The 17,933-nt window shown below is 67.7% G+C and carries 20 protein-coding genes and 4 tRNA genes; 15 read left to right on the top strand and 9 right to left on the bottom strand.

The features are described 5' to 3' along the window. Positions 1-59 precede the first annotated feature (59 nt). The 10 genes from ACH413_RS23645 to rplA all read left to right on the top strand — a co-directional run bounded on the left by ACH413_RS23645 (position 60) and on the right by rplA (position 4,375). Positions 60-135: transfer RNA gene (locus ACH413_RS23645), tRNA-Thr, on the top strand. A gap of 42 nt (positions 136-177) precedes the next feature. After that, a tRNA-Met gene (locus ACH413_RS23640) sits at positions 178-250 on the top strand. A gap of 103 nt (positions 251-353) precedes the next feature. Then, positions 354-518 carry a 50S ribosomal protein L33 gene (gene rpmG, locus ACH413_RS23635; RefSeq protein WP_015105301.1) on the top strand — a complete coding sequence of 55 codons (165 nt, stop codon included), beginning with the start codon at positions 354-356 and terminating at the stop codon, positions 516-518. Positions 519-590: 72 nt separating this feature from the next. After that, entirely contained in the window at positions 591-1,040 is a 450-nt protein-coding gene (locus tag ACH413_RS23630; protein ID WP_330272310.1) for a MaoC family dehydratase N-terminal domain-containing protein, read from the top strand. Beyond that, positions 1,037-1,444, top strand: coding sequence for a MaoC/PaaZ C-terminal domain-containing protein (locus tag ACH413_RS23625; RefSeq protein WP_319976889.1), 408 nt, complete (start codon positions 1,037-1,039; stop codon positions 1,442-1,444). The genes ACH413_RS23630 and ACH413_RS23625 overlap by 4 nt, the downstream gene beginning before the upstream one ends. Positions 1,445-1,681: 237 nt before the next feature. Further along, positions 1,682-1,754, top strand: a tRNA-Trp gene (locus ACH413_RS23620). A 37-nt stretch (positions 1,755-1,791) separates the two neighbouring features. Then, positions 1,792-2,205: a preprotein translocase subunit SecE gene (secE, locus tag ACH413_RS23615; protein WP_319976890.1), complete on the top strand. Its 414-nt coding sequence runs from the start codon at positions 1,792-1,794 to the stop codon at positions 2,203-2,205. A gap of 42 nt (positions 2,206-2,247) precedes the next feature. Then, positions 2,248-3,063: a transcription termination/antitermination protein NusG gene (gene nusG / locus ACH413_RS23610; RefSeq protein ID WP_360047086.1), complete on the top strand. Its 816-nt coding sequence runs from the start codon at positions 2,248-2,250 to the stop codon at positions 3,061-3,063. An 87-nt stretch (positions 3,064-3,150) separates the two neighbouring features. Beyond that, complete coding sequence (gene rplK / locus ACH413_RS23605; RefSeq protein WP_030478269.1) at positions 3,151-3,585, top strand: 50S ribosomal protein L11; 435 nt, start codon at positions 3,151-3,153, stop codon at positions 3,583-3,585. A gap of 79 nt (positions 3,586-3,664) precedes the next feature. After that, a complete protein-coding gene (gene rplA, locus ACH413_RS23600; protein WP_360047087.1) occupies positions 3,665-4,375 on the top strand; it encodes a 50S ribosomal protein L1 in 711 nt (236 codons plus the stop codon). A gap of 64 nt (positions 4,376-4,439) precedes the next feature. On the opposite strand, the gene ACH413_RS23595 is transcribed toward rplA, so the two are convergent. Continuing rightward, positions 4,440-5,411 (bottom strand): helix-turn-helix domain-containing protein, encoded by a 972-nt coding sequence (locus ACH413_RS23595; RefSeq protein WP_360047088.1) that lies wholly within the window; start codon positions 5,409-5,411, stop codon positions 4,440-4,442. Positions 5,412-5,495: 84 nt separating this feature from the next. On the opposite strand from ACH413_RS23595, the gene ACH413_RS23590 reads away from it, so the two are divergent. Then, positions 5,496-6,338 carry an NAD(P)-binding domain-containing protein gene (locus ACH413_RS23590; protein WP_360047089.1) on the top strand — a complete coding sequence of 281 codons (843 nt, stop codon included), beginning with the start codon at positions 5,496-5,498 and terminating at the stop codon, positions 6,336-6,338. Here the strand turns inward: ACH413_RS23590 and ACH413_RS23585 are convergent. Then, on the bottom strand, positions 6,335-7,036 hold the full coding sequence (locus ACH413_RS23585) for a hypothetical protein (RefSeq protein ID WP_360047090.1): 702 nt from the start codon (positions 7,034-7,036) through the stop codon (positions 6,335-6,337). The two genes, ACH413_RS23590 and ACH413_RS23585, sit on opposite strands and share 4 nt — an antisense overlap. Before the next feature lie 240 nt (positions 7,037-7,276). On the opposite strand from ACH413_RS23585, the gene rplJ reads away from it, so the two are divergent. Both rplJ and rplL read left to right on the top strand, forming a co-directional pair. Then, a complete protein-coding gene (gene rplJ / locus ACH413_RS23580) occupies positions 7,277-7,831 on the top strand; it encodes a 50S ribosomal protein L10 (protein WP_093606340.1) in 555 nt (184 codons plus the stop codon). 56 nt (positions 7,832-7,887) lie between these two features. After that, positions 7,888-8,271 carry a 50S ribosomal protein L7/L12 gene (gene rplL / locus ACH413_RS23575; protein WP_360047091.1) on the top strand — a complete coding sequence of 128 codons (384 nt, stop codon included), beginning with the start codon at positions 7,888-7,890 and terminating at the stop codon, positions 8,269-8,271. A gap of 551 nt (positions 8,272-8,822) precedes the next feature. On the opposite strand, the gene ACH413_RS23570 is transcribed toward rplL, so the two are convergent. From ACH413_RS23570 to ACH413_RS23550, 5 genes are all read right to left on the bottom strand, one after another. Continuing rightward, a complete protein-coding gene (locus tag ACH413_RS23570; protein WP_030482093.1) occupies positions 8,823-9,794 on the bottom strand; it encodes a ribose-phosphate diphosphokinase in 972 nt (323 codons plus the stop codon). A gap of 14 nt (positions 9,795-9,808) precedes the next feature. Then, complete coding sequence (glmU, locus tag ACH413_RS23565) at positions 9,809-11,281, bottom strand: bifunctional UDP-N-acetylglucosamine diphosphorylase/glucosamine-1-phosphate N-acetyltransferase GlmU (protein WP_360045462.1); 1,473 nt, start codon at positions 11,279-11,281, stop codon at positions 9,809-9,811. A gap of 47 nt (positions 11,282-11,328) precedes the next feature. Beyond that, positions 11,329-13,017, bottom strand: coding sequence for a GGDEF domain-containing protein (locus ACH413_RS23560; protein WP_360045460.1), 1,689 nt, complete (start codon positions 13,015-13,017; stop codon positions 11,329-11,331). 23 nt (positions 13,018-13,040) lie between these two features. Continuing rightward, positions 13,041-13,111, bottom strand: a tRNA-Gln gene (locus ACH413_RS23555). Positions 13,112-13,199: 88 nt separating this feature from the next. Then, positions 13,200-14,339: an alpha/beta fold hydrolase gene (locus tag ACH413_RS23550; RefSeq protein ID WP_360045458.1), complete on the bottom strand. Its 1,140-nt coding sequence runs from the start codon at positions 14,337-14,339 to the stop codon at positions 13,200-13,202. A gap of 174 nt (positions 14,340-14,513) precedes the next feature. Between ACH413_RS23550 and ACH413_RS23545 the strand changes: the two genes are divergently transcribed. Beyond that, the gene (locus tag ACH413_RS23545; RefSeq protein ID WP_360045456.1) at positions 14,514-15,455 is read left to right on the top strand and encodes an acyl-CoA desaturase; all 942 of its coding nucleotides are present in this window, start codon (positions 14,514-14,516) and stop codon (positions 15,453-15,455) included. A 34-nt stretch (positions 15,456-15,489) separates the two neighbouring features. Then, the gene (locus ACH413_RS23540; protein ID WP_360045479.1) at positions 15,490-16,089 is read left to right on the top strand and encodes a TetR/AcrR family transcriptional regulator; all 600 of its coding nucleotides are present in this window, start codon (positions 15,490-15,492) and stop codon (positions 16,087-16,089) included. A gap of 168 nt (positions 16,090-16,257) precedes the next feature. On the opposite strand, the gene ACH413_RS23535 is transcribed toward ACH413_RS23540, so the two are convergent. Both ACH413_RS23535 and ACH413_RS23530 read right to left on the bottom strand, forming a co-directional pair. Further along, positions 16,258-17,367, bottom strand: coding sequence for a PQQ-dependent sugar dehydrogenase (locus tag ACH413_RS23535; protein ID WP_360045454.1), 1,110 nt, complete (start codon positions 17,365-17,367; stop codon positions 16,258-16,260). Between the two features lie 7 nt (positions 17,368-17,374). Further along, positions 17,375-17,908, bottom strand: coding sequence for a DUF4291 domain-containing protein (locus tag ACH413_RS23530; protein WP_360045452.1), 534 nt, complete (start codon positions 17,906-17,908; stop codon positions 17,375-17,377). Between the last annotated feature and the right edge of the window lie 25 nt (positions 17,909-17,933).

Genomic DNA, 17,933 nt, shown 5'->3' with positions numbered 1-17,933 from the left:
TCGTTCTTGCTGGACCGGTGTTGTAGAGTTCTCCTCGCTCGGCAAGAACGAAAGAGCAAGCCCCTTTAGCTCAGTCGGCAGAGCGTCTCCATGGTAAGGAGAAGGTCTACGGTTCGATTCCGTAAAGGGGCTCCACAACTGGCCGCAGTGCTGAGCGCTGCGGCCTGAGTTGTGTAAAGCGGTGTAGCTCAGTTGGTAGAGCAAGCGGCTCATAATCGCTGTGTCGCCGGTTCAAGTCCGGCCACCGCTACTCAGCAAGATCTCTGGGTGGCAACTTCGCTGCCCACCCCCGCCAGGCGGTAAGCCCGCACTGGAGTGTTCGGGGTTCGTGTGCTCTCAGGAAGGCAAGGACCGTGGCTGCAACCGACGTACGCCCGAAGATCACCCTCGCGTGCGAGGAGTGCAAGCACCGGAACTACATCACCAGGAAGAACCGGCGCAACGACCCGGACCGCCTGGAGATCAAGAAGTTCTGCCCGAACTGCAAGACGCACCGCGCGCACAAGGAAACCCGCTGAGCGCGTAGCCACTCTTCGACGAGGCCCGTCCCACATCCGTGGGGCGGGCCTCGTCGCATATAGGCTCACTCGGTGCCTCTCGACCCCGTTTTCATCGGACGTAGTTATCCGCCGTCGCAGCCGTACGACGTGAGCCGCGAGAAGATCCGCGAGTTCGCCGAGGCGATCGGCGCGACCAGCCCGGCCTACCTCGACGCGGAAGCCGCGAAGGCGTTGGGGCACAAGGACGTCATCGCGCCGCCGACGTTCGCGATCGTCGTGTCGATGAAGACGAACGAGACCGTCATGTTCGACCCGGAGCTGAAGCTCGATTACAGCCGCGTCGTGCACGGCGACCAGAACTTCACGCACCACCGCGCCATCACCGCGGGCGACCAGCTCGTCAGCACGGCGCACATCGACGCCATCACGTCCCGCATGGGCAACGACATGGTGACCGTGCGGACCGAGATCACCACGGTGGACGGCGAGCCCGTCACCACCGCCAGGTCGATGCTCGTCGTGAGGGGAGAAGACGCGTGACCGTCGAAGTCGGAACCGAACTGCCGGCGCTGTCCGTGCGCCTCAAGCGCGACGACCTGGTCCGCTACGCGGGCGCCTCGCTGGATTTCAACCCCATCCACTGGAACGAGAAGACCGCCAAGGACGTCGGCCTGCCGGACGTGATCGCGCACGGCATGCTGACCATGGCCGTGGCCTCGCGGATCGTCGCGGAGTGGATCGGCGATCCCGGTGCGATCGTCGAGTACGGCTGCCGCTTCGGCAGGCCCGTCGTGGTGCCCAACGACGACGAGGGTGCGCTGGTCGAGGTCACCGCGAAGGTCACCAAGGACTTCGAGGACGGAACTGTGAAGGTCAACATCACCGCGGCTTTTGAGGGCAAGTCGGTGTTGACAGGCGCTTTCGCCCGCGTGCGCGTCGCTTGATCTTGTGATCAAGAACACCACCGGGCGATCGGGTCCGGTGGTGTTTGCGGTGCTCAAGGGAGATTCGGGTCTCGCCGGTACCTCAGTTGAACGACCCTGATTCGTCTTCTCCGGTGCCGTGTGGGTAGGCTGTGCGACAGGCCGCTCGGCAAGTGCTTGAGCGGTCTGGTTGGAATGGACGGGACAGGCTCCCGTACACTTCCTGCTTGGCCAGGGGATCCCCATCCGGGATCTCAAAGGGGTGTAGCTCAACTGGCAGAGCAGCGGTCTCCAAAACCGCAGGTTGCAGGTTCAAGTCCTGTCGCCCCTGCTGTCGAAGCGCGTCATGGGTGGAGTGGAGGCACGGCATGAGCGAGGGCCGCGAGCAGGACCAGCCGGAGGAGCGCGAAGGCGCTGTCCGGCCGTCCACTGCTGCGGCGCGACGTGAACGTCGTGCCTCCTCCCGCCCGGCCGCCCGCAAGGACGGCAGCAGCGCTGAGTCGAAGAAGAGCGTCGCCAAGTCCGAGGAGTCGGACGAGGACGCGAAGAAGGGTCGCCCGACCAAGACCCGTGAAGGGCAGGAGAAGCGTCCCTCGCTGATCGGGCGAGGCTTCCGCTACCTCCGCGAGGTCGTCAGCGAACTCCGCAAGGTGATCTGGCCGACGCGCAAGCAGCTCGTCACCTACACCGGCGTCGTGCTGGTGTTCGTGGTCTTCATGGTTGCGCTGGTGTGGGCTCTCGACCTCGGCTTCGGCGCGGCTGTTTTCGAGCTGTTCGGCTAAGCGCCGCACAGCTGCCGCTGCAATCAGGAAGCGAGATCCACAGTGACCTCCGATAACGGCGTCGACGCCCAGGAGAAGACCGACCTCATCGACGACGAGGTGTCCGAGGACACCGCGGCGGACGAGACGGTCGAGTCGGAGGCTGTGGACTCCGAGGACACTGACACCGCGGACGCGACCGACGAGTCTGACGACTCCGAGGAAGACGCCGACGTTCTCGCGATCGACGAGACGCCGATCGACGAAGAGCCCGAGGACCCCGCCGAAGAGCTGCGCCAGGCCCTGCGCCGCGCGCCCGGCGACTGGTACGTCGTGCACTCGTACGCGGGCTACGAGAACAAGGTCAAGGCGAACCTCGAGACTCGTATCCACACGCTCGACATGGAGGACTACATCTTCCAGGTCGAGGTGCCGACCGAAGAGGTCACCGAGATCAAGAACGGCCAGCGCAAGCTGGTGCAGCGCAAGGTGCTGCCCGGCTACATCCTGGTCCGCATGGAGCTCACCGACGCGTCCTGGAGCGCCGTCCGCAACACGCCGGGCGTCACCGGGTTCGTCGGAGCCACCTCGAAGCCCTCGCCCCTCACGATCGACGAGGTGCTGAAGTTCCTGCTCCCGCAGCAGGAGCAGAAGCCGGCCGAGGGCAAGAAGGCCGCCTCCACCACCGTGTCGAAGCCGACCATCGAGGTCGACTTCGAGGTCGGCGAGTCGGTCACCGTCATGGACGGCCCGTTCGCCACGCTGCCCGCCACCATCAGCGAGGTCAACGCGGACGGCCAGAAGCTGAAGGTCCTGGTGTCGATCTTCGGCCGGGAGACGCCGGTCGAGCTGTCGTTCAGCCAGGTCTCCAAGATCTGAGCGGTCTTCCTTCACCGGATGACCGATCGGCCACGCTGCGGCTGGCAGAGCCGCGCGCGGACACTGCAATAACAGGAAGTACGGACAATGCCTCCCAAGAAGAAGAAGCTGTCAGCGATCATCAAGCTGCAGATCAAGGCTGGTGCCGCCAACCCGGCGCCTCCCGTTGGTCCCGCGCTGGGTCAGCACGGCGTCAACATCATGGAGTTCTGCAAGGCCTACAACGCCGCGACCGAGTCGCAGCGCGGTCAGGTCGTGCCGGTTGAGATCTCCGTGTACGAAGACCGCTCGTTCGACTTCAAGCTGAAGACCCCGCCGGCCGCGCGACTCATCCTCGCCGCCGCTGGTGTCGACAAGGGATCGGGCGAGCCCCACCGCGTCAAGGTCGCCAAGGTGACCATGGAGCAGGTGCGCAGCATCGCCCAGGTCAAGATGGTCGACCTGAACGCGAACGACATCGACCAGGCCGCGAAGATCATCGCCGGCACCGCCCGTTCCATGGGCATCACGGTCGAAGGCTGACCACACCCTCTTTTCTAGCAAGCGTGGGAGAGCCGAGCGCGGCTCATTCACCACGAACTGATCCACGAAGGACAGAGTTATGAAGCGCAGCAAGGCCTACAAGGCCGCATCAGAGCTGGTGGACCGGGAGCGGCTGTACTCGCCGCTCGAGGCCGCCAAGCTCGCCAAGGAAACGTCCAAGGTGAAGCTGGACGCGACCGTCGAGGTTGCGATCTGCCTCGGCGTCGACCCTCGCAAGGCCGACCAGATGGTCCGCGGCACCGTGAATCTGCCGCACGGTACGGGCAAGACCGCCCGCGTGATCGTCTTCGCAACCGGTGACAAGGCCGCTGAGGCCGAGGCCGCCGGTGCGGACGCCGTTGGCTCCGAGGACCTGATCGAGCGCATCCAGGGTGGGTGGCTCGACTTCGACGCCGCGATCGCGACCCCCGACCAGATGGCGAAGGTCGGTCGCATCGCCCGCATCCTGGGCCCGCGTGGCCTGATGCCGAACCCGAAGACCGGCACCGTGACCCCCGAGGTCGCGAAGGCCGTCAACGAGATCAAGGGCGGAAAGATCAACTTCCGCGTTGACAAGCAGGCCAACCTGCACTTCGTCATCGGCAAGGTCTCGTTCGACTCCGAGAAGCTGGTCGAGAACTACGCGGCCGCGCTGGACGAGATCCTCCGTGCGAAGCCGTCCGCGGCCAAGGGCCGGTACGTCAAGAAGGTCGTCGTCTCGACGACGATGGGCCCCGGCATCCCGGTCGACCCGAACCGCACCCGCAACATGCTGGTGGACGAGGCCTGAGCCTCCCCGGTTCTTTTAGCTAGCTGAGAAAGGCCCCCGGTTCGCCGGGGGCCTTTCTGCTGTCTCAGCGCTGGAACGTCTGCCGGTAGTCGCTCGGGGACTTCCCCACCAGCTTGAGGAAGTGGTGGCGGAGGTTGTTGGCCGTGCCGATGCCGCTCAGGCCCGCGATCTTCTCCACGGACAGGCCGGTGGACTCCAGCAACGCCTGCGCCCGCGCGACGCGTTCGTTGAGCAGCCACTGCAACGGCGTCGTGCCGGTCGCGGCCTGGAGTTTGCGGTAGAAGGTCCGCGGGCTCATCGCGGCTCTGCGTGCCAGGTCGTCGATGGTCAGCGGTTCGTCGAGACGGGTGCGCGCCCAGTCGAGCGCCGATTCCAGGCTTTCGCTGTTGTCCGGCGGGACCGACAGGTCGATGACCTGGCTCCGGTTTCCCGGGCGGTGCCCCGGCACGATCATCCGGCGTGCCAGTTGGTCGGCGACGTGGGCGCCCAGGTCCTGGCGCACCAGGTGCAGGCAGAGGTCGAGCCCGGCGGTCATGCCCGCGCTGGTCAGCACGTCGCCCTCGTCGACGTAGAGCACCGAGTCGTCGACCTCGATCTTCGGATGGCGCTCGGCCAGCAGCGCGGTGTGCATCCAGTGCGCGGTCGCCCTGCGGCCGTCGAGCAGGCCGGCCGCGGCGAGTGCGTACGCCCCAACGCATTGGGAGACGATCCGCGCGCCGTTGTCGTGAGCCTTGCGCAGCGCGGAGACCAGTTCTGGTGGCACGGGTGCGTTGTCCTCGATCACCTCTTCCGGCACCCACGACACAAAGACGGTGTCCGCGTGCACGACGTCATCGAGGCTGTGGGTGGTGTGCAGGGTGAACCCGGGACCGGTGCCTCGCGTGCTGGAACCGGTGCCGCACAACCACAACTCGTACCAGGGGTCGGCGAGGTCGGGTTGCGGCGTGCCGAAGACGGCGGCGGGGATGCCCAGCTCGTAGAGGTCGGGCACGCCGAAGTCGCTGGGCACGATCAGGGCGACGGAGCCGGCACTCATGGGATCCAGCCTATGGCAGGAATTTGGTGATAGGGGTCATTCCGGTCACTGGTCGAGTTGATCACACGCGGCGAAGCTGGATTCATGACTTCTGAAGCGATCACCGTGCTGGGGCTGGGCAATCTTGGACGCGCGCTGGCGGAGACCTTCGCGGGTGAGGGTCACCGCGTCTCGGTCTGGAATCGGTCTGCCGCGAAGGCGGAGGGACTTGCCGCGACCGTCACGAGCACCGCTGCGGACGCGGTGGCGGAGAGCGGGCTCGTGGTCGTCGCCGTGCTGGATCATCAAGCGGCACAACAGGTTCTGAGTGGCGTGGACGTGCGCGGGAAGGCGTTGGTGAACCTCACCTCCGGCACTCCTGATGACGCTCGTGAGCTGGCTCGGTGGGCCGCGGCGAACGGGGCCGAGTACCTGCACGGCGCGGCGTACGCGGTGCCCCAGACGATCGGCACCGAGGCGTCGTCGATCATCTACAGCGGATCCGCGGTGGCGCACGAGCGGTGGCGGAAGTCGTTGGCGCTGCTGGGAAAGGTCACGTTCCTCGGGGAGGACGCCGGTCGTGCCTCCGGTTACGACGTGGCGATCCTGTCCGGGATGTACGGGCTGCTCGGCGGGTTCCTGCACGCGGCCGCGCTGGCGCGGGCCAACGGGATCGAGGTCGGTGAGCTCACGCCGATGTTGTTGTCGTGGCTGACCGATCTCCAGCCCGCCCTGACCACGTTCGCGGGGGAGATCGACGGCGGGAGTTACGCCGGCGGGGAGTCGAGCCTGGCGATGAACCAGTCGGGGCTGGCCACGCTGACCCGCGCGGCTGGGGCGCAGGGGGTGCCGTTCGCGGCGCTCGACGCGGTCAAGTCGTTGGTCGATCGGCAGGTCGCCGAAGGGCGCGGGAAGGAGAGCCTCGCCCGCGCCGTCGAGTCGTTCTAGCCGCAGGCGCTGGGCGTCCAGTCGGTGATGACCCAGCCCGCGTTGATCTTCTCCACGACGAACGTGCCGAGGCGCGGGCCGCCCTCGACGGTCAGTGCGCAGGAGTCGATGGTGACCTTGGTGGTGGTCGGGGTCTTGAGCATGTCCGGCGGGAACATCACCTGCTGGTACTTGTCGACACTGGTGACCTGCGTCTTCAGGGTCTTGACCGCCGCGGCGCAATCGCTTGCGCCGTAAGCGTTCGCGAACTTCTGGCGGGTGTCGTCGCGCAGGAAGAGCGTGCAGGCGCGGGTCGTGTCGGCGAACGACACGTGCTTGTAGAACATGCCGACGGTGCCCTGCAGGCCGGCCGGTGCGGACAGGCCCTGCGCCGCGCCGGTGACGCCGCCGCTGTCCTGGGCGATGTCGCCGGGGTCGTCGACGCCGAAGAAGTGGTTGTAGGCCCAAACCGCGGAGAAGACGACGAGCAGGAAGAAGAGCGCGCGCCAGAAGAGACCGCTGCCGAGCACGACGAGCCACCAGCGCTTGCCGCCGGGCTGCTTCGGGGCCTGGGGTGCCTGGCCCGTCGCCTCCTGGTAGCGCTGGTACTCCTGAAAGCGTTGGAACTCCTGGAACTGCCGCATCTGCTCCGGATCCACCGGTGGAGTGGGCGGCTGCGGCTGGCGGGGCGCGAGGTCCTTGCCGGGCTCGTCGGTCACAGGTCACATCATGCCGATTTGGAACCGCGGTACACAGTCGAGTACTGTTTTGCCTGGTTCTACCGAAGACCGCAGGTGTTCTCCCCAGGGAGAGCGAAGGCCCCGTTGCAACACGGGCGGCCCGCGCAGGGAGGACGAGGTCAGTCTTGCGACGCCCCGTGCTGCTTGTGCGCGAGGGCGTTTTTGTTGTTTCGGAGCCTTCTCACCAGGGGTCTAACCCAGCCCAGAGAGGAGGCGATCATGGCGAAGCCCACGAAGGTTACGGCGGTCGCTGAGCTCGCGGATTCGTTCCGCACCAGCTCGGCAGCGGTTGTCACTGAGTACCGTGGCCTCTCCATGGCGCAGCTCACCACGCTGCGTCGCGCTCTCGGCGCGGGCACCAAGTACACCGTCGCGAAGAACACGCTCGTCAAGCTCGCTGCTGCGGACGCCGGTGTGGAGGGCCTCGAGGCCCTTCTGTCCGGTCCGACCGCCATCGCGTTCGTCGAGGGCGAGCCCGTCGACGCCGCCAAGGCGATCCGCGACTTCGCGAAGGACAACAAGGCCCTGATCATCAAGGGCGGCTACATGGATGGCCGCCCGCTCTCGGTCGACGAGGTCACCGCTATCGCGGACCTCGAAACCCGTGAGGTGCTGCTCGCGAAGCTCGCGGGCGCGATGAAGGGCAACCTGGCCAAGGCTGCGGGTCTGTTCAACGCCCCGGCTTCCCAGGTCGCTCGCCTGGCTGCTGCCCTGCAGGAGAAGAAGGCCGCCGCGGCTCCCGCCGCCGAAGCCGACGCTCCCGCCGAAAGCTGATCACCCAAAGACACGCCCGACGCTTTCGCGCGGGAGATTAGAAAGGACCGCCGATCATGGCGAAGCTCAGCACCGAAGAGCTGCTCGACGCGTTCAAGGAGATGACCCTCCTCGAGCTGTCCGAGTTCGTGAAGCAGTTCGAGACGACCTTCGAGGTCACCGCCGCGGCGCCCGTCGCCGTTGCCGCCGCCGGCCCCGCGGCCGCCGCCGAAGAGGCCGAGGAGCAGACGGACTTCAACGTCGTCCTCGAGTCCGCCGGCGACAAGAAGATCCAGGTCATCAAGGTCGTCCGCGAGGTCGTCTCGGGCCTGGGCCTGAAGGAGGCCAAGGAGCTCGTCGAGTCCGCTCCGAAGGCGATCCTCGAGGGCGTGGCGAAGGATGTTGCCGACGCCGCCAAGGAGAAGCTCGAGGCTGCGGGCGCCAAGATCACCGTCAAGTGATCCTTGCCCCCTTGGGGGCTGGCGTTTTGCCTTGCAGTGCTTGAACGGGCGTGTACCCCTTTTCGGGGTGCGCGCCCGTTTTGCGTTCCGCGGGCTTGTCGGGTGGTTGGCTTGCGGGCGGCGACCTTGGGGGCGGCGACCGGGCGGGTGGGTCACCTTGCGGGCGGCCAGCTTGCGTTGCGTGCTTCCCCTGGGGGCTCTGCCCCCAGACCCCCGGCAATCTGATCGGGGGATAGCGCCACACGCGGGTAGATGGCACGCCTGTTGCGTTGGGCGGCCGCCGGTTGGGTAGAGAGTTGCGTTGGCGGTGGGGTCCCGTCACGAGCCGCACCAAGAGCGGGCCACATCTGGAAGGGGAGGTCAAGTCGACGAAAAGCGTGTCGACTTGACCTCCCCTTCCAGATGCAGCAAGAGCTGTGGCGCGACTCGTGACGGGACCCCACCGCCCAGCCCGTTCGGTAAGGACGGCTCGCCTTCGGCTTCGCGGAAAGCGAAAGGGCCTCCCGCGTCCTGTGGACTGCGGGAGGCCCCTCCGTGGTGCTTGGCCTGGGTCAGGCGTTGCCGTCGAACAGTGACGTCACCGAGCCGTCTTCGAACACTTCCTGGATCACGCGTGCGAGCAGTGGTGCGATCGAGAGCACGGTCATGTTCGGGAAGCGCTTCTCCGCCGGGATCGGCAGCGTGTCGGTGAACACGACCTCGCGGGCGCCCGAGTCCTGCAGGCGTTGGGTTGCGGGGCCCGAGAGGATGCCGTGCGTGGCTGCGATCACCACGTCGGAGGCGCCCTCGTTGAGGAGCTGCTTCACCGCGCCTGCGATGGTGCCGCCGGTGTCGACCATGTCGTCGATCACGATGCAGAGGCGACCCTCGACCTTGCCGACGACGCGGTTCGAGACGACCTCGTTCGGGCGGAGCGGGTCGCGGGTCTTGTGGATGAACGCGATCGGGGTGCCGCCGAGGGTGTCCGCCCACTTCTCGGCCAGCTTGGTGCGGCCAGAGTCGGGGGAGACGACGGTGATCTCGTGGCCCGCGTACTTGCCGCGGATGTGGTCCGCCAGGAGGGGCATGGCCCACAGGTGGTCCACCGGGCCGTCGAAGAAGCCCTGGATCTGGGCCGTGTGCAGGTCGACGGAGACGAGGCGGTCGGCGCCTGCGGTCTTGAACAGGTCTGCGACCAGGCGGGCCGAGATCGGTTCGCGGCCGCGGTGCTTCTTGTCCTGACGGCTGTACGGGTAGAACGGCATGATCACGGTGATGCGCTTGGCGCTGGCGCGCTTCAGGGCGTCGACCATGATCAGCTGTTCCATCAGCCACTGGTTGATGGGCGCGGTGTGCGACTGGATGACGAAGGCGTCACAGCCGCGCACGGACTCCTCGAAGCGGACGAAGATCTCGCCGTTCGCGAAGTCGTAGGCCGACTGGGGGGTCACCGTGACGTTGAGGTGCTTCGAGACCTCTTCCGTCAACTCCGGGTAGGCACGCCCGCCGAAGAGCATCAGGTTCTTCTTCGGTGTGCCGGGCATCTGCGGGTTCACGGTCAGCGACCCTCCTCTGTGTTCTCGTCGGCATTCTGCTTCGCCAGGGCCTCTGCCGCTGCCTGGGCGGCGGCGGTGCCCTCACGACGGCTGAGGACCCAGCCTTCGAGGTTGCGCTGCGGGCCTCCGGACACGGCGAGCGCGCCCGGCGGGACGTTGCGGCGCAGGACGGTGCCCGCGCCGGTGTACGCGCCGTCGCCCACGGTCACCGGCGCTACGAACATGTTGTCCGAACCGGTGCGGCAGTGGGATCCGACGATCGTGCGGTGCTTGTTCACGCCGTCGTAGTTGACGGTGACCGAAGCCGCGCCGATGTTGCTGTGGTCGCCGATCGTGGCGTCGCCGATGTAGGACAGGTGGGGGACCTTCGAACCGGCGCCGATCTGCGAGTTCTTGGTCTCGACGAACGTGCCGATCTTGCCCTTCACGCCCAGCGACGTGCCGGGGCGCAGGTAGGCGAACGGGCCGACGGACGCGTTGTCGCCGATCACCGAGTCGCTGCCGTGAGTGCGCACGACGGACGCGCCGGCGCCGACGGTCACGCCGGAGAGCGTGGTGTCCGGGCCGACCACGGCACGCGAGCCGATCACCGTGCCCGCGCGGAGCTGCACGTTCGGCTCGATCAGCGCGTCCTGGCCGACCTGCACGTCCGCGTCCACCCACACCGAGGCGGGGTCGACGACGGTCACGCCGGAGCGCATGAGGCCCTCGACGATGCGGCGGTTCATCTCGGCGCCGACGGCCGAGAGCTGCACGCGGTCGTTGATGCCCTCGACCAGCCACGGGTCGGACGCGATCAGCGCGCCGACGCGCAGGCCGTCGCCGCGGGCGATGCCCAGGACGTCGGTCAGGTAGAGCTCGCCCTGCGCGTTGTCGGTGGACAACCGCGAGAGGCCGTCGCGCAGCACCGCCGCGTCGAACGCGTAGACGCCGGAGTTGATCTCGGTGATCAGCTGCTCGGCCTCGGAGGCGTCCTTCTGCTCCACGATCCGCTGCACGGTGCCGTCGGCGTCGCGCACGATCCGGCCGTACCCGGTGGGGGTCTCCAGCACGGCGGTGAGCACGGTGACCGCGTTGCCCGCCGAGGAGTGCTCGGCCAGCAGCGCGGTGAACGTCTGGGTGTCGAGCAGCGGCACGTCGCCGTAGCTGACGATCACCGTGCCGCCCAGGTCGTCCGGCAGCTCGGCCAGGCCGCACGAGACGGCGTGCCCGGTGCCCTTCTGCTCGGCCTGCACCGCGACGGTGACCTTGCGGCCCAGCGCACCGGCGAGGGTGTCCAGATGCTCGGTGACGGCTTCACGGCCATGACCGACGACAACGGCCAGGTGGTCGGGATCTGTGCCGGCCGCCGCGCGCACCGCGTGTTCGACGAGTGAGCGTCCGGCGATCCGATGCAGCACCTTGGGCGTGGACGACCGCATGCGGGTGCCTTCCCCGGCGGCGAGCACGACCGTGCTGACAGGGCCCTCGAGCATCAATGCTCTCCCTAACAGGCTGGGTGTTTCGAAGTCCGCGGACCAGCCTAAGCCTCCGCGGACGGCTCCCCGGCCACGGCCGCAACCTGGCAGCCACCTTGACGCTTCGCCACGTACATCGCCGAGTCCGCCCTTGACAGGGCCTGGTTGGCGGATTCGCGGGGGCGCAGCGAGATGACGCCGACCGACAGCGTCACGCCCCGGGAGAGGTCGATTGGCAAGCCTGCCACGGCATCCACGGCCCGGCCGAGTGCCGCTTCCGCGGCGTGCAGAGGGGCCCCCGGCAGCAGCACGACGAACTCGTCGCCGCCGTAGCGGGCCACCATGTCGTCACCCCGCAGGGCCTGCCGGAGTGTGCTGGCAATCACCCGAAGAACATCATCACCCTCGGCATGTGAATGCCGGTCGTTCACGCCCTTGAAGCCGTCGAGGTCGACCAGCGCGATCGAGAACGGATCGACCTGACCGGCGATGAGCTCGCCCATCTTGTCGTCGAGCGCGCGGCGGTTCGGCAGTCCGGTCAACGGGTCCTGCAACGCCTGCTGCGCTATCTGACCGTGCGCGCGCGTCAGCCGTTCGTGCTCACGGCGCGTCTGCAACGTGGCCACGCGGGACTCCCGCATCTGCCACAACTCCAGCTCCAGGGCCGCGTTGTAGGCCTGCAACGCCGACGTCGTGTGCGGTCCGCACATGTGCGCGTACTCGCGCTCCAGCGACAGCACCAGCGACGGTTCGGACGTGTCGTGTTCCATCTGCGTGCGCGTGTCGTCGAGCACCTTGAGGGCGTCGTCGAGCCGGTTCGCCTCGACCAGGCACCGGGCCAGCGCGATCGCGACGATGATCAGTTCCCGCGCGTACATCGACAGGCCGCGCAACGACCACAGCCGGTCGAGGTGGCCTTCCTTGGGGTTCGTGAGCGCGTGGGCGGCACCGAGGATCGGCACCTGCTCGGCGGCGTCCATGTCGCGCCTGCCGGGGTGCAGCGACTGCCGGAACGGCACCTCGGCGGCCTCGGCGAGCCCGGAGGCGACCTTGAACTGCTCGTGCGCGGCGTCGTGCAGGTTCACCCGTTCGAGCCGCAGGCCCCAGCCGATCCGCAGCCGGGCGCGGTTCACCAGGTGCACGTAGATCTGGTGCGGCTGGCCGCTCTCGCGCAACGCGTTGTTCGCGCCCGCCAGCACGTCGTCCGCCATCTCGTAGACGCCGAGCTGGGTCAGCACGAGCGCGATGTCCTGCAGCGTCGTGGCGAGCAGCTGGTCCCAGATCCGCTTGTCGAAGACCGGGTCGACCTCGGGTTCCTCGTCGAGCATCATCGCGAGCGCCGACGCGATCTCGGTCAGCGCCTTGTCCTCGGCGTTGCCCAGCAGGAACCGGCGGCCGCGCAACGCCCGCGCGTCCGCCTCCAGCACGATCAGGCCGTGGCGGCGGCAGTGGGCGAGCATCTCGTCGAGCTGCGGGTCGGACATGTCGACGAGCCCCGGCGTGACCAGCCTGACCACGGCGGCGGCTCTGAGCAGCTGCGCGACGATGCGGGGCTCACCACGACCCTGCGCCTCGGCGAGGATGTGGTCGATCTCGGAGGCCGCGTCGAGCTGTGCGGCGAGGTGGCTGCTCTGGGCCACGGCGACGAGTTCGGACGCGCGACCAACCAGCCACGCGTCGGACATCTCGTGATGGCGGTGGCCCACGTTGCCCTGCTCGTCGACCGTTTCCTCGGGCAGCTTCGCACCTCCCAAAGACCACACTGACTCGTGCCCAGCTCCGCCACCAGGATTCGAACCTGGACCATCTGAACCAAAATCAGAGGTGCTGCCTTTACACCATGGCGGAATGAGCGAACTCGCGTCCGCTCAGGGCACATGTTGTCACGAGTGGTCCTCTTCTTGTCCAACCACCACTCGCTCGGCTCAGTTCAAGATCACGGCTTGGCGCCGACTGACCTGGTCAGAAAGTCGCCGAGAGCACCCCGATACGTGTCCGTCGCCACATTCCACCCCGACGTGTGGTCGGCGCCAGGGATCTCGACGTACTGCAGCGGCCAGCCGAGCCCGCTCGCCGCCGTCGCCAGGTCGCGGGAGGACTGGGCCGGCACCGTCTCGTCCGCGGAGCCGTGGAACAGCAGCGTCGGCGGCTTGAGCGCGGGCGGGTTGCGGACCAGGTCGAACCGGTCGAAGTCGATGTCGGCGCGCCAGCCGGACACCAGCTCGGCCACGGGCGTGAGCCACGTCGGCACGCCCCGGTTCTGGGCCTGGAGGTTCAGCGTCTGCGTCCAGTTCGTGACGGGGGAGTCGAGCACCACGCCGCTGACGGCCGCCGCGAGACCGGACCGGGCCAGCGTCTGGCCGACGATCGCGCCGCCCATCGACCAGCCGTACAGGACGACCTTCTTCGCGCCCTGCCCCTGCGCGTACCTGATGGCGGCCTCGACGTCGTGCCACTCGGTGTCGCCCAGGTGGTAGAGGCCGTCGGGGGACGCGGGAGAGCCCTCGTCGTTGCGGTAGGTGATCATCAGGACGGGCAGGCCGGCGGCGTGCAACTGGGGGACCACGCGCAGGCCCTCCTCGCGCTTCGCGCCCCGTCCGTGGACGTTGATGACCCAGGTGTCGTTGTTCGCGGCGGGCACCAGCCACGCCGGCATGTCGCCGAGTTCGGTGGGCACCGCGACGTCGCTGTAGACCAGTCCGAGCGCGGTCTTCGGGTTGCCCTCGTAGAGGGCGGTCTCGATGCGCACCTTCGTGCCGTCCGGGGGCGCGTTGCCGTCCAGCAACGGCCGTTCGACGCGCCCGTTCTTCTGGCTCGTGATCTCGCCGATCTTGGCCTGGCCGCCTGGCCAGATCAGGCCGAGGGTGCCCGGCTGCACGCTCGACACCGACTCGGCCAGCACGACGGACCTGTCGTCCTCGCCCAGCGCCGTGTCCGGGTACCGCCCCGCCCACCTGTCGGGTATGAGCAGCTCACCGCTGTAGTACCAGCCGACGACGCCCAGAGCCGCTGTGACCAGCACGAGCACGACGAGCAACGAGGTCACGGCGATCCGGATGATCTTGCGTCTGGCCATCTTCCGATGATGCCGGGTCGAGGTCTCGATTCCAGGCGACACAGCGTGCTGATCCTGAGAACTGTCCGAGACTTTTCCAAGCGGGGTATGGCGAAAGCAGGGGGCCCTAACCTACGCTTCCGTAAGTTACGGTCGCGTAGGTACGTCCGCCCTCTCACCCCCAGAGGTTCGCGCATGACGACGACGATCAACCAGTCCACGGACCAGGGCCCCAAGCCGCTGTTCGGAAAACGACGGAGCAACGCCGAGCAGTTCGGCGTGTACGTGTTCGTCATCGTTCCCCTCATCGCCCTGCTGGCCGCCGTCCCGTTCGCGTGGGGCTGGGGCCTCGGCTGGGTCGACGTGGCCCTCTTCGTCGGCTTCTACTACCTCTCCGGCCTCGGCGTGACGATCGGCTACCACCGGTACTTCACGCACGGCTCGTTCAAGGCCAAGCGCCCGCTGAAGATCGCGCTCGCGATCGCCGGCTCGATGGCGTTGCAGGGCCCGGTGATCGACTGGGTCGCCGACCACCGCCGCCACCACGCCTTCTCCGACCGCGAGGGCGACCCGCACTCGCCGTGGCTGTTCGGCAGCGGCCCCGTGGCGCTGGCCAAGGGCTTCTGGCACGCGCACATGGGCTGGTTGTTCGAACGCGACAAGACCAACCACGCGCGCTTCGCCCCGGACCTGCTGGCCGACAAGGACATCGTGTGGGTCGACAGGCACTTCGTGCTGTGGACGACGATCTCGCTGGCGACGCCGGGGGTGCTGGGCGGCCTGCTCACGTGGTCGGTCTGGGGTGGCGTGACCGCGCTCTTCTGGGGCGGCTTCGTCCGCGTCGCGTTCCTGCACCACCTGACGTGGTCGATCAACTCGATCTGCCACATGGTCGGCGACCGCCCGTTCGCCGCCCGCGACCGCTCCGCCAACGTCTGGGCGCTCGCGATCCTGAGCTTCGGCGAGTCGTGGCACAACCTGCACCACGCCGACCCGACCTCCGCGCGGCACGGCGTGAAGCGCGGCCAGATCGACATCTCGGCCCGCCTGATCTGGGTGTTCGAGAAACTCGGCTGGGCGACGAACGTGCGCTGGCCGAGTGAACAGCGGCTGGCCAGGATCACCGCGAAGAAGTGAGCCTCGTAGGCTGATTCGCATGGTCAGGGTCAGGATGACGGGCAAGGAACGCCGAGAGCAGCTCCTGGACGTCTCCCGCGCCCTGTTCGCCGAGAAGGGCTTCGACGCGACGTCGATCGAGGAGATCGCCCTCCGCGCCAGCGTGTCGAAGCCCGTCGTCTACGAGCACTTCGGCGGCAAGGAAGGCATCTACGCCGTCGTCGTCGACCGCGAGATGCAGCGCCTGATGGACCAGATCATCACGGCCCTCGACGGCGGCTCGCACCCGCGTGAGCTGCTCGAACAGGCCGCCTGCGCGTTGCTCGACTACATCGAGGGCTCGACGGACGGGTTCCGCATCCTGGTGCGCGACTCGCCCGTCGCGTCGTCCTCCGGCACGTTCTCGTCGCTGCTCAACGACATCGCGTCGCAGGTCGAGCACGTCCTCGGGCTGCACTTCGCCAAGCAGGGCTACGACCGCAAGCTCGCCGCGCTGTACGCGCAGGCGCTGGTCGGGATGGTCGCGCTGACCGGCCAGTGGTGGCTGGAGGCGCGCAAGCCCAAGAAGGACGAGGTGGCGGCGCACCTGGTCAACCTCGCGTGGAACGGGCTGTCCGCGATGGAGCACAAGCCGAAGCTGCGCAGCCGTTCCTGAGCTGCTGCTCTTAGTGCATCTGCACGCATGAGTGGCCCCGCGTTAGTGCATGGCGCCTAATAAGGGGCGAAACGTGAAACGGTCCGGGTACGGCTGAGCGATGGTTCCCAGTGGAGCCTGCGTCCGAGCCGTTCGTCGAGGGGTCGAACGGCTCGGGCGAGTTGTTCCCTATGCGGTCCCGGTGAGCCTGAGCAGCTTGTCGTCAGTGCCGTTCGACGACGTGAGGTAGAGCGACCCGTCCGGCGCGGTGCGGGCGGCGCGCAGGCGGCCGTACTTGTCGTTCAGCTCGTCGGGGATGCTCACGTTCTGCACCTTGCCGGCGGCGTCGAGCGTGAAGAGCAGCAGCTTCGAGCCCTTGAGCGCGGTGATCGCGAGCTTGCCGTTCCAGAACGCCGCCTGGCAGATCGCCTCGGTCGGCGACCCGGAAGACCACACCGCGGGCACCGCGTCCGGGAACCGTTGCAGGTCGGTCATCGGCACGCTCTCGTCGTACCTGTTCTGCGTGCCGCCCTTGGACGGGTCCCAGCCGAAGTTGGCGCCCTTCCGCAGCAGGTTGACCTCGTCGTCGACGTCCGGTCCGTGCTCGCTGGAGAAGATCTGGTCGCCGCCCGGCCGGAACACCACGCCCTGCACGTTGCGGTGCCCGTAGGTGTAGACGCGGCGCTCGTTGGCGTTCGCCGAGGTGATGAACGGGTTGCCGGCCGCGCCCTCGCCCGTCTCCGGGTCGATCCGCAGCACCTTGCCGCCGAGACTGGTCTTGTCCTGCGGGTTGCGGGCCTGCGCGATGTCGCCGGTCGCGACGAACATCGAGCCGTCCGGCGCCAGCGTCGGCCGGCAGCCGGAGTGGCGTCCGCTGGAGTTCGACGGCATGCCGGTGACCAGGTCCTTGACCTTCGTGGCCTTGGCGTCGTCGAGCCGGAACGTCACCAGTCGCACGTCCTTGGACGTGTTGTAGCAAACGGTGAAGCGCTGGTCGTCGGGGTGGATCACCAGGCCCATCAGCCCGCCCTCGCCGCGCACCTGGATGTCGTCGAGGTCGATGTCGACGGGCGTGACCTGGCCGTTCCTGACGAGCTTCATGGTGCCGGGCCGTTCGGTGACGAGCACGGAGCCGCCGGGCAGGAACCCGACGTCCCAGGCGTGCTGGAGGCCGCCCGCGACCTCCTCGACCTTGAGCCCGGCCGGTGCGGGAGCCTTCGACGGCGCGTTGCCGCCAGGTTCCGGCGACGAGCACGCCGCGACGACCAGCACCAACCCAGTAGCCACGAGTGCGCGCATGTCCTAACTATGCGATTTGTGCCGTGGAGGTTCCGTAAGGCCGTTCAACGGGCAGCAACGCGCACGCTCCGTCCAGATCTCCCGCACGCACCTTGTCGTGGATCTCGCGCGCAAGGGCCGTCACGTCGGTGATGCCCAACGTCCATTCGTTGACGTACATGGCCGAGGCCTCACGCGTCAGTCCGATCTGGATGGAGCGGTGCTCCAACGCTTCGTGGTTCAGCCCGCGCTCCGGGTCCCACTGCACGCGCACCGACGGCTTGCCGCTGATCCTGCTGCTGACCGCGTTGGCGACCGCCCAATCGAACCCCGCGCGGGTGATCCGCACGGCCAGGACGCGTTCCTGGCCCTCCTTCCGGGCGTACCCGCAGCGATACATCATCCAGAGGAACGACGGCTTGATCCACGTCATCCGCTCCGCCTTGAACGGCGGCACGAACCGTTGCGCCGCCACGGCCGGGTCGGCGATGGCCGGTGAATAGGCCTGGTAGACCACGATGGACTGATCGTCGTAGTCAGCCCTGATCTCTTTCGTTGACACGCGCACAGCGTGCCTGCTGGGGGCG

The organism is Lentzea sp. NPDC020367, from assembly GCF_044387305.1.
Taxonomy (GTDB): domain Bacteria; phylum Actinomycetota; class Actinomycetes; order Mycobacteriales; family Pseudonocardiaceae; genus Lentzea.
The sequence above is the reverse complement of the archived record's forward strand: the minus strand, read 5'-3'. Positions and strand labels throughout refer to the sequence as shown.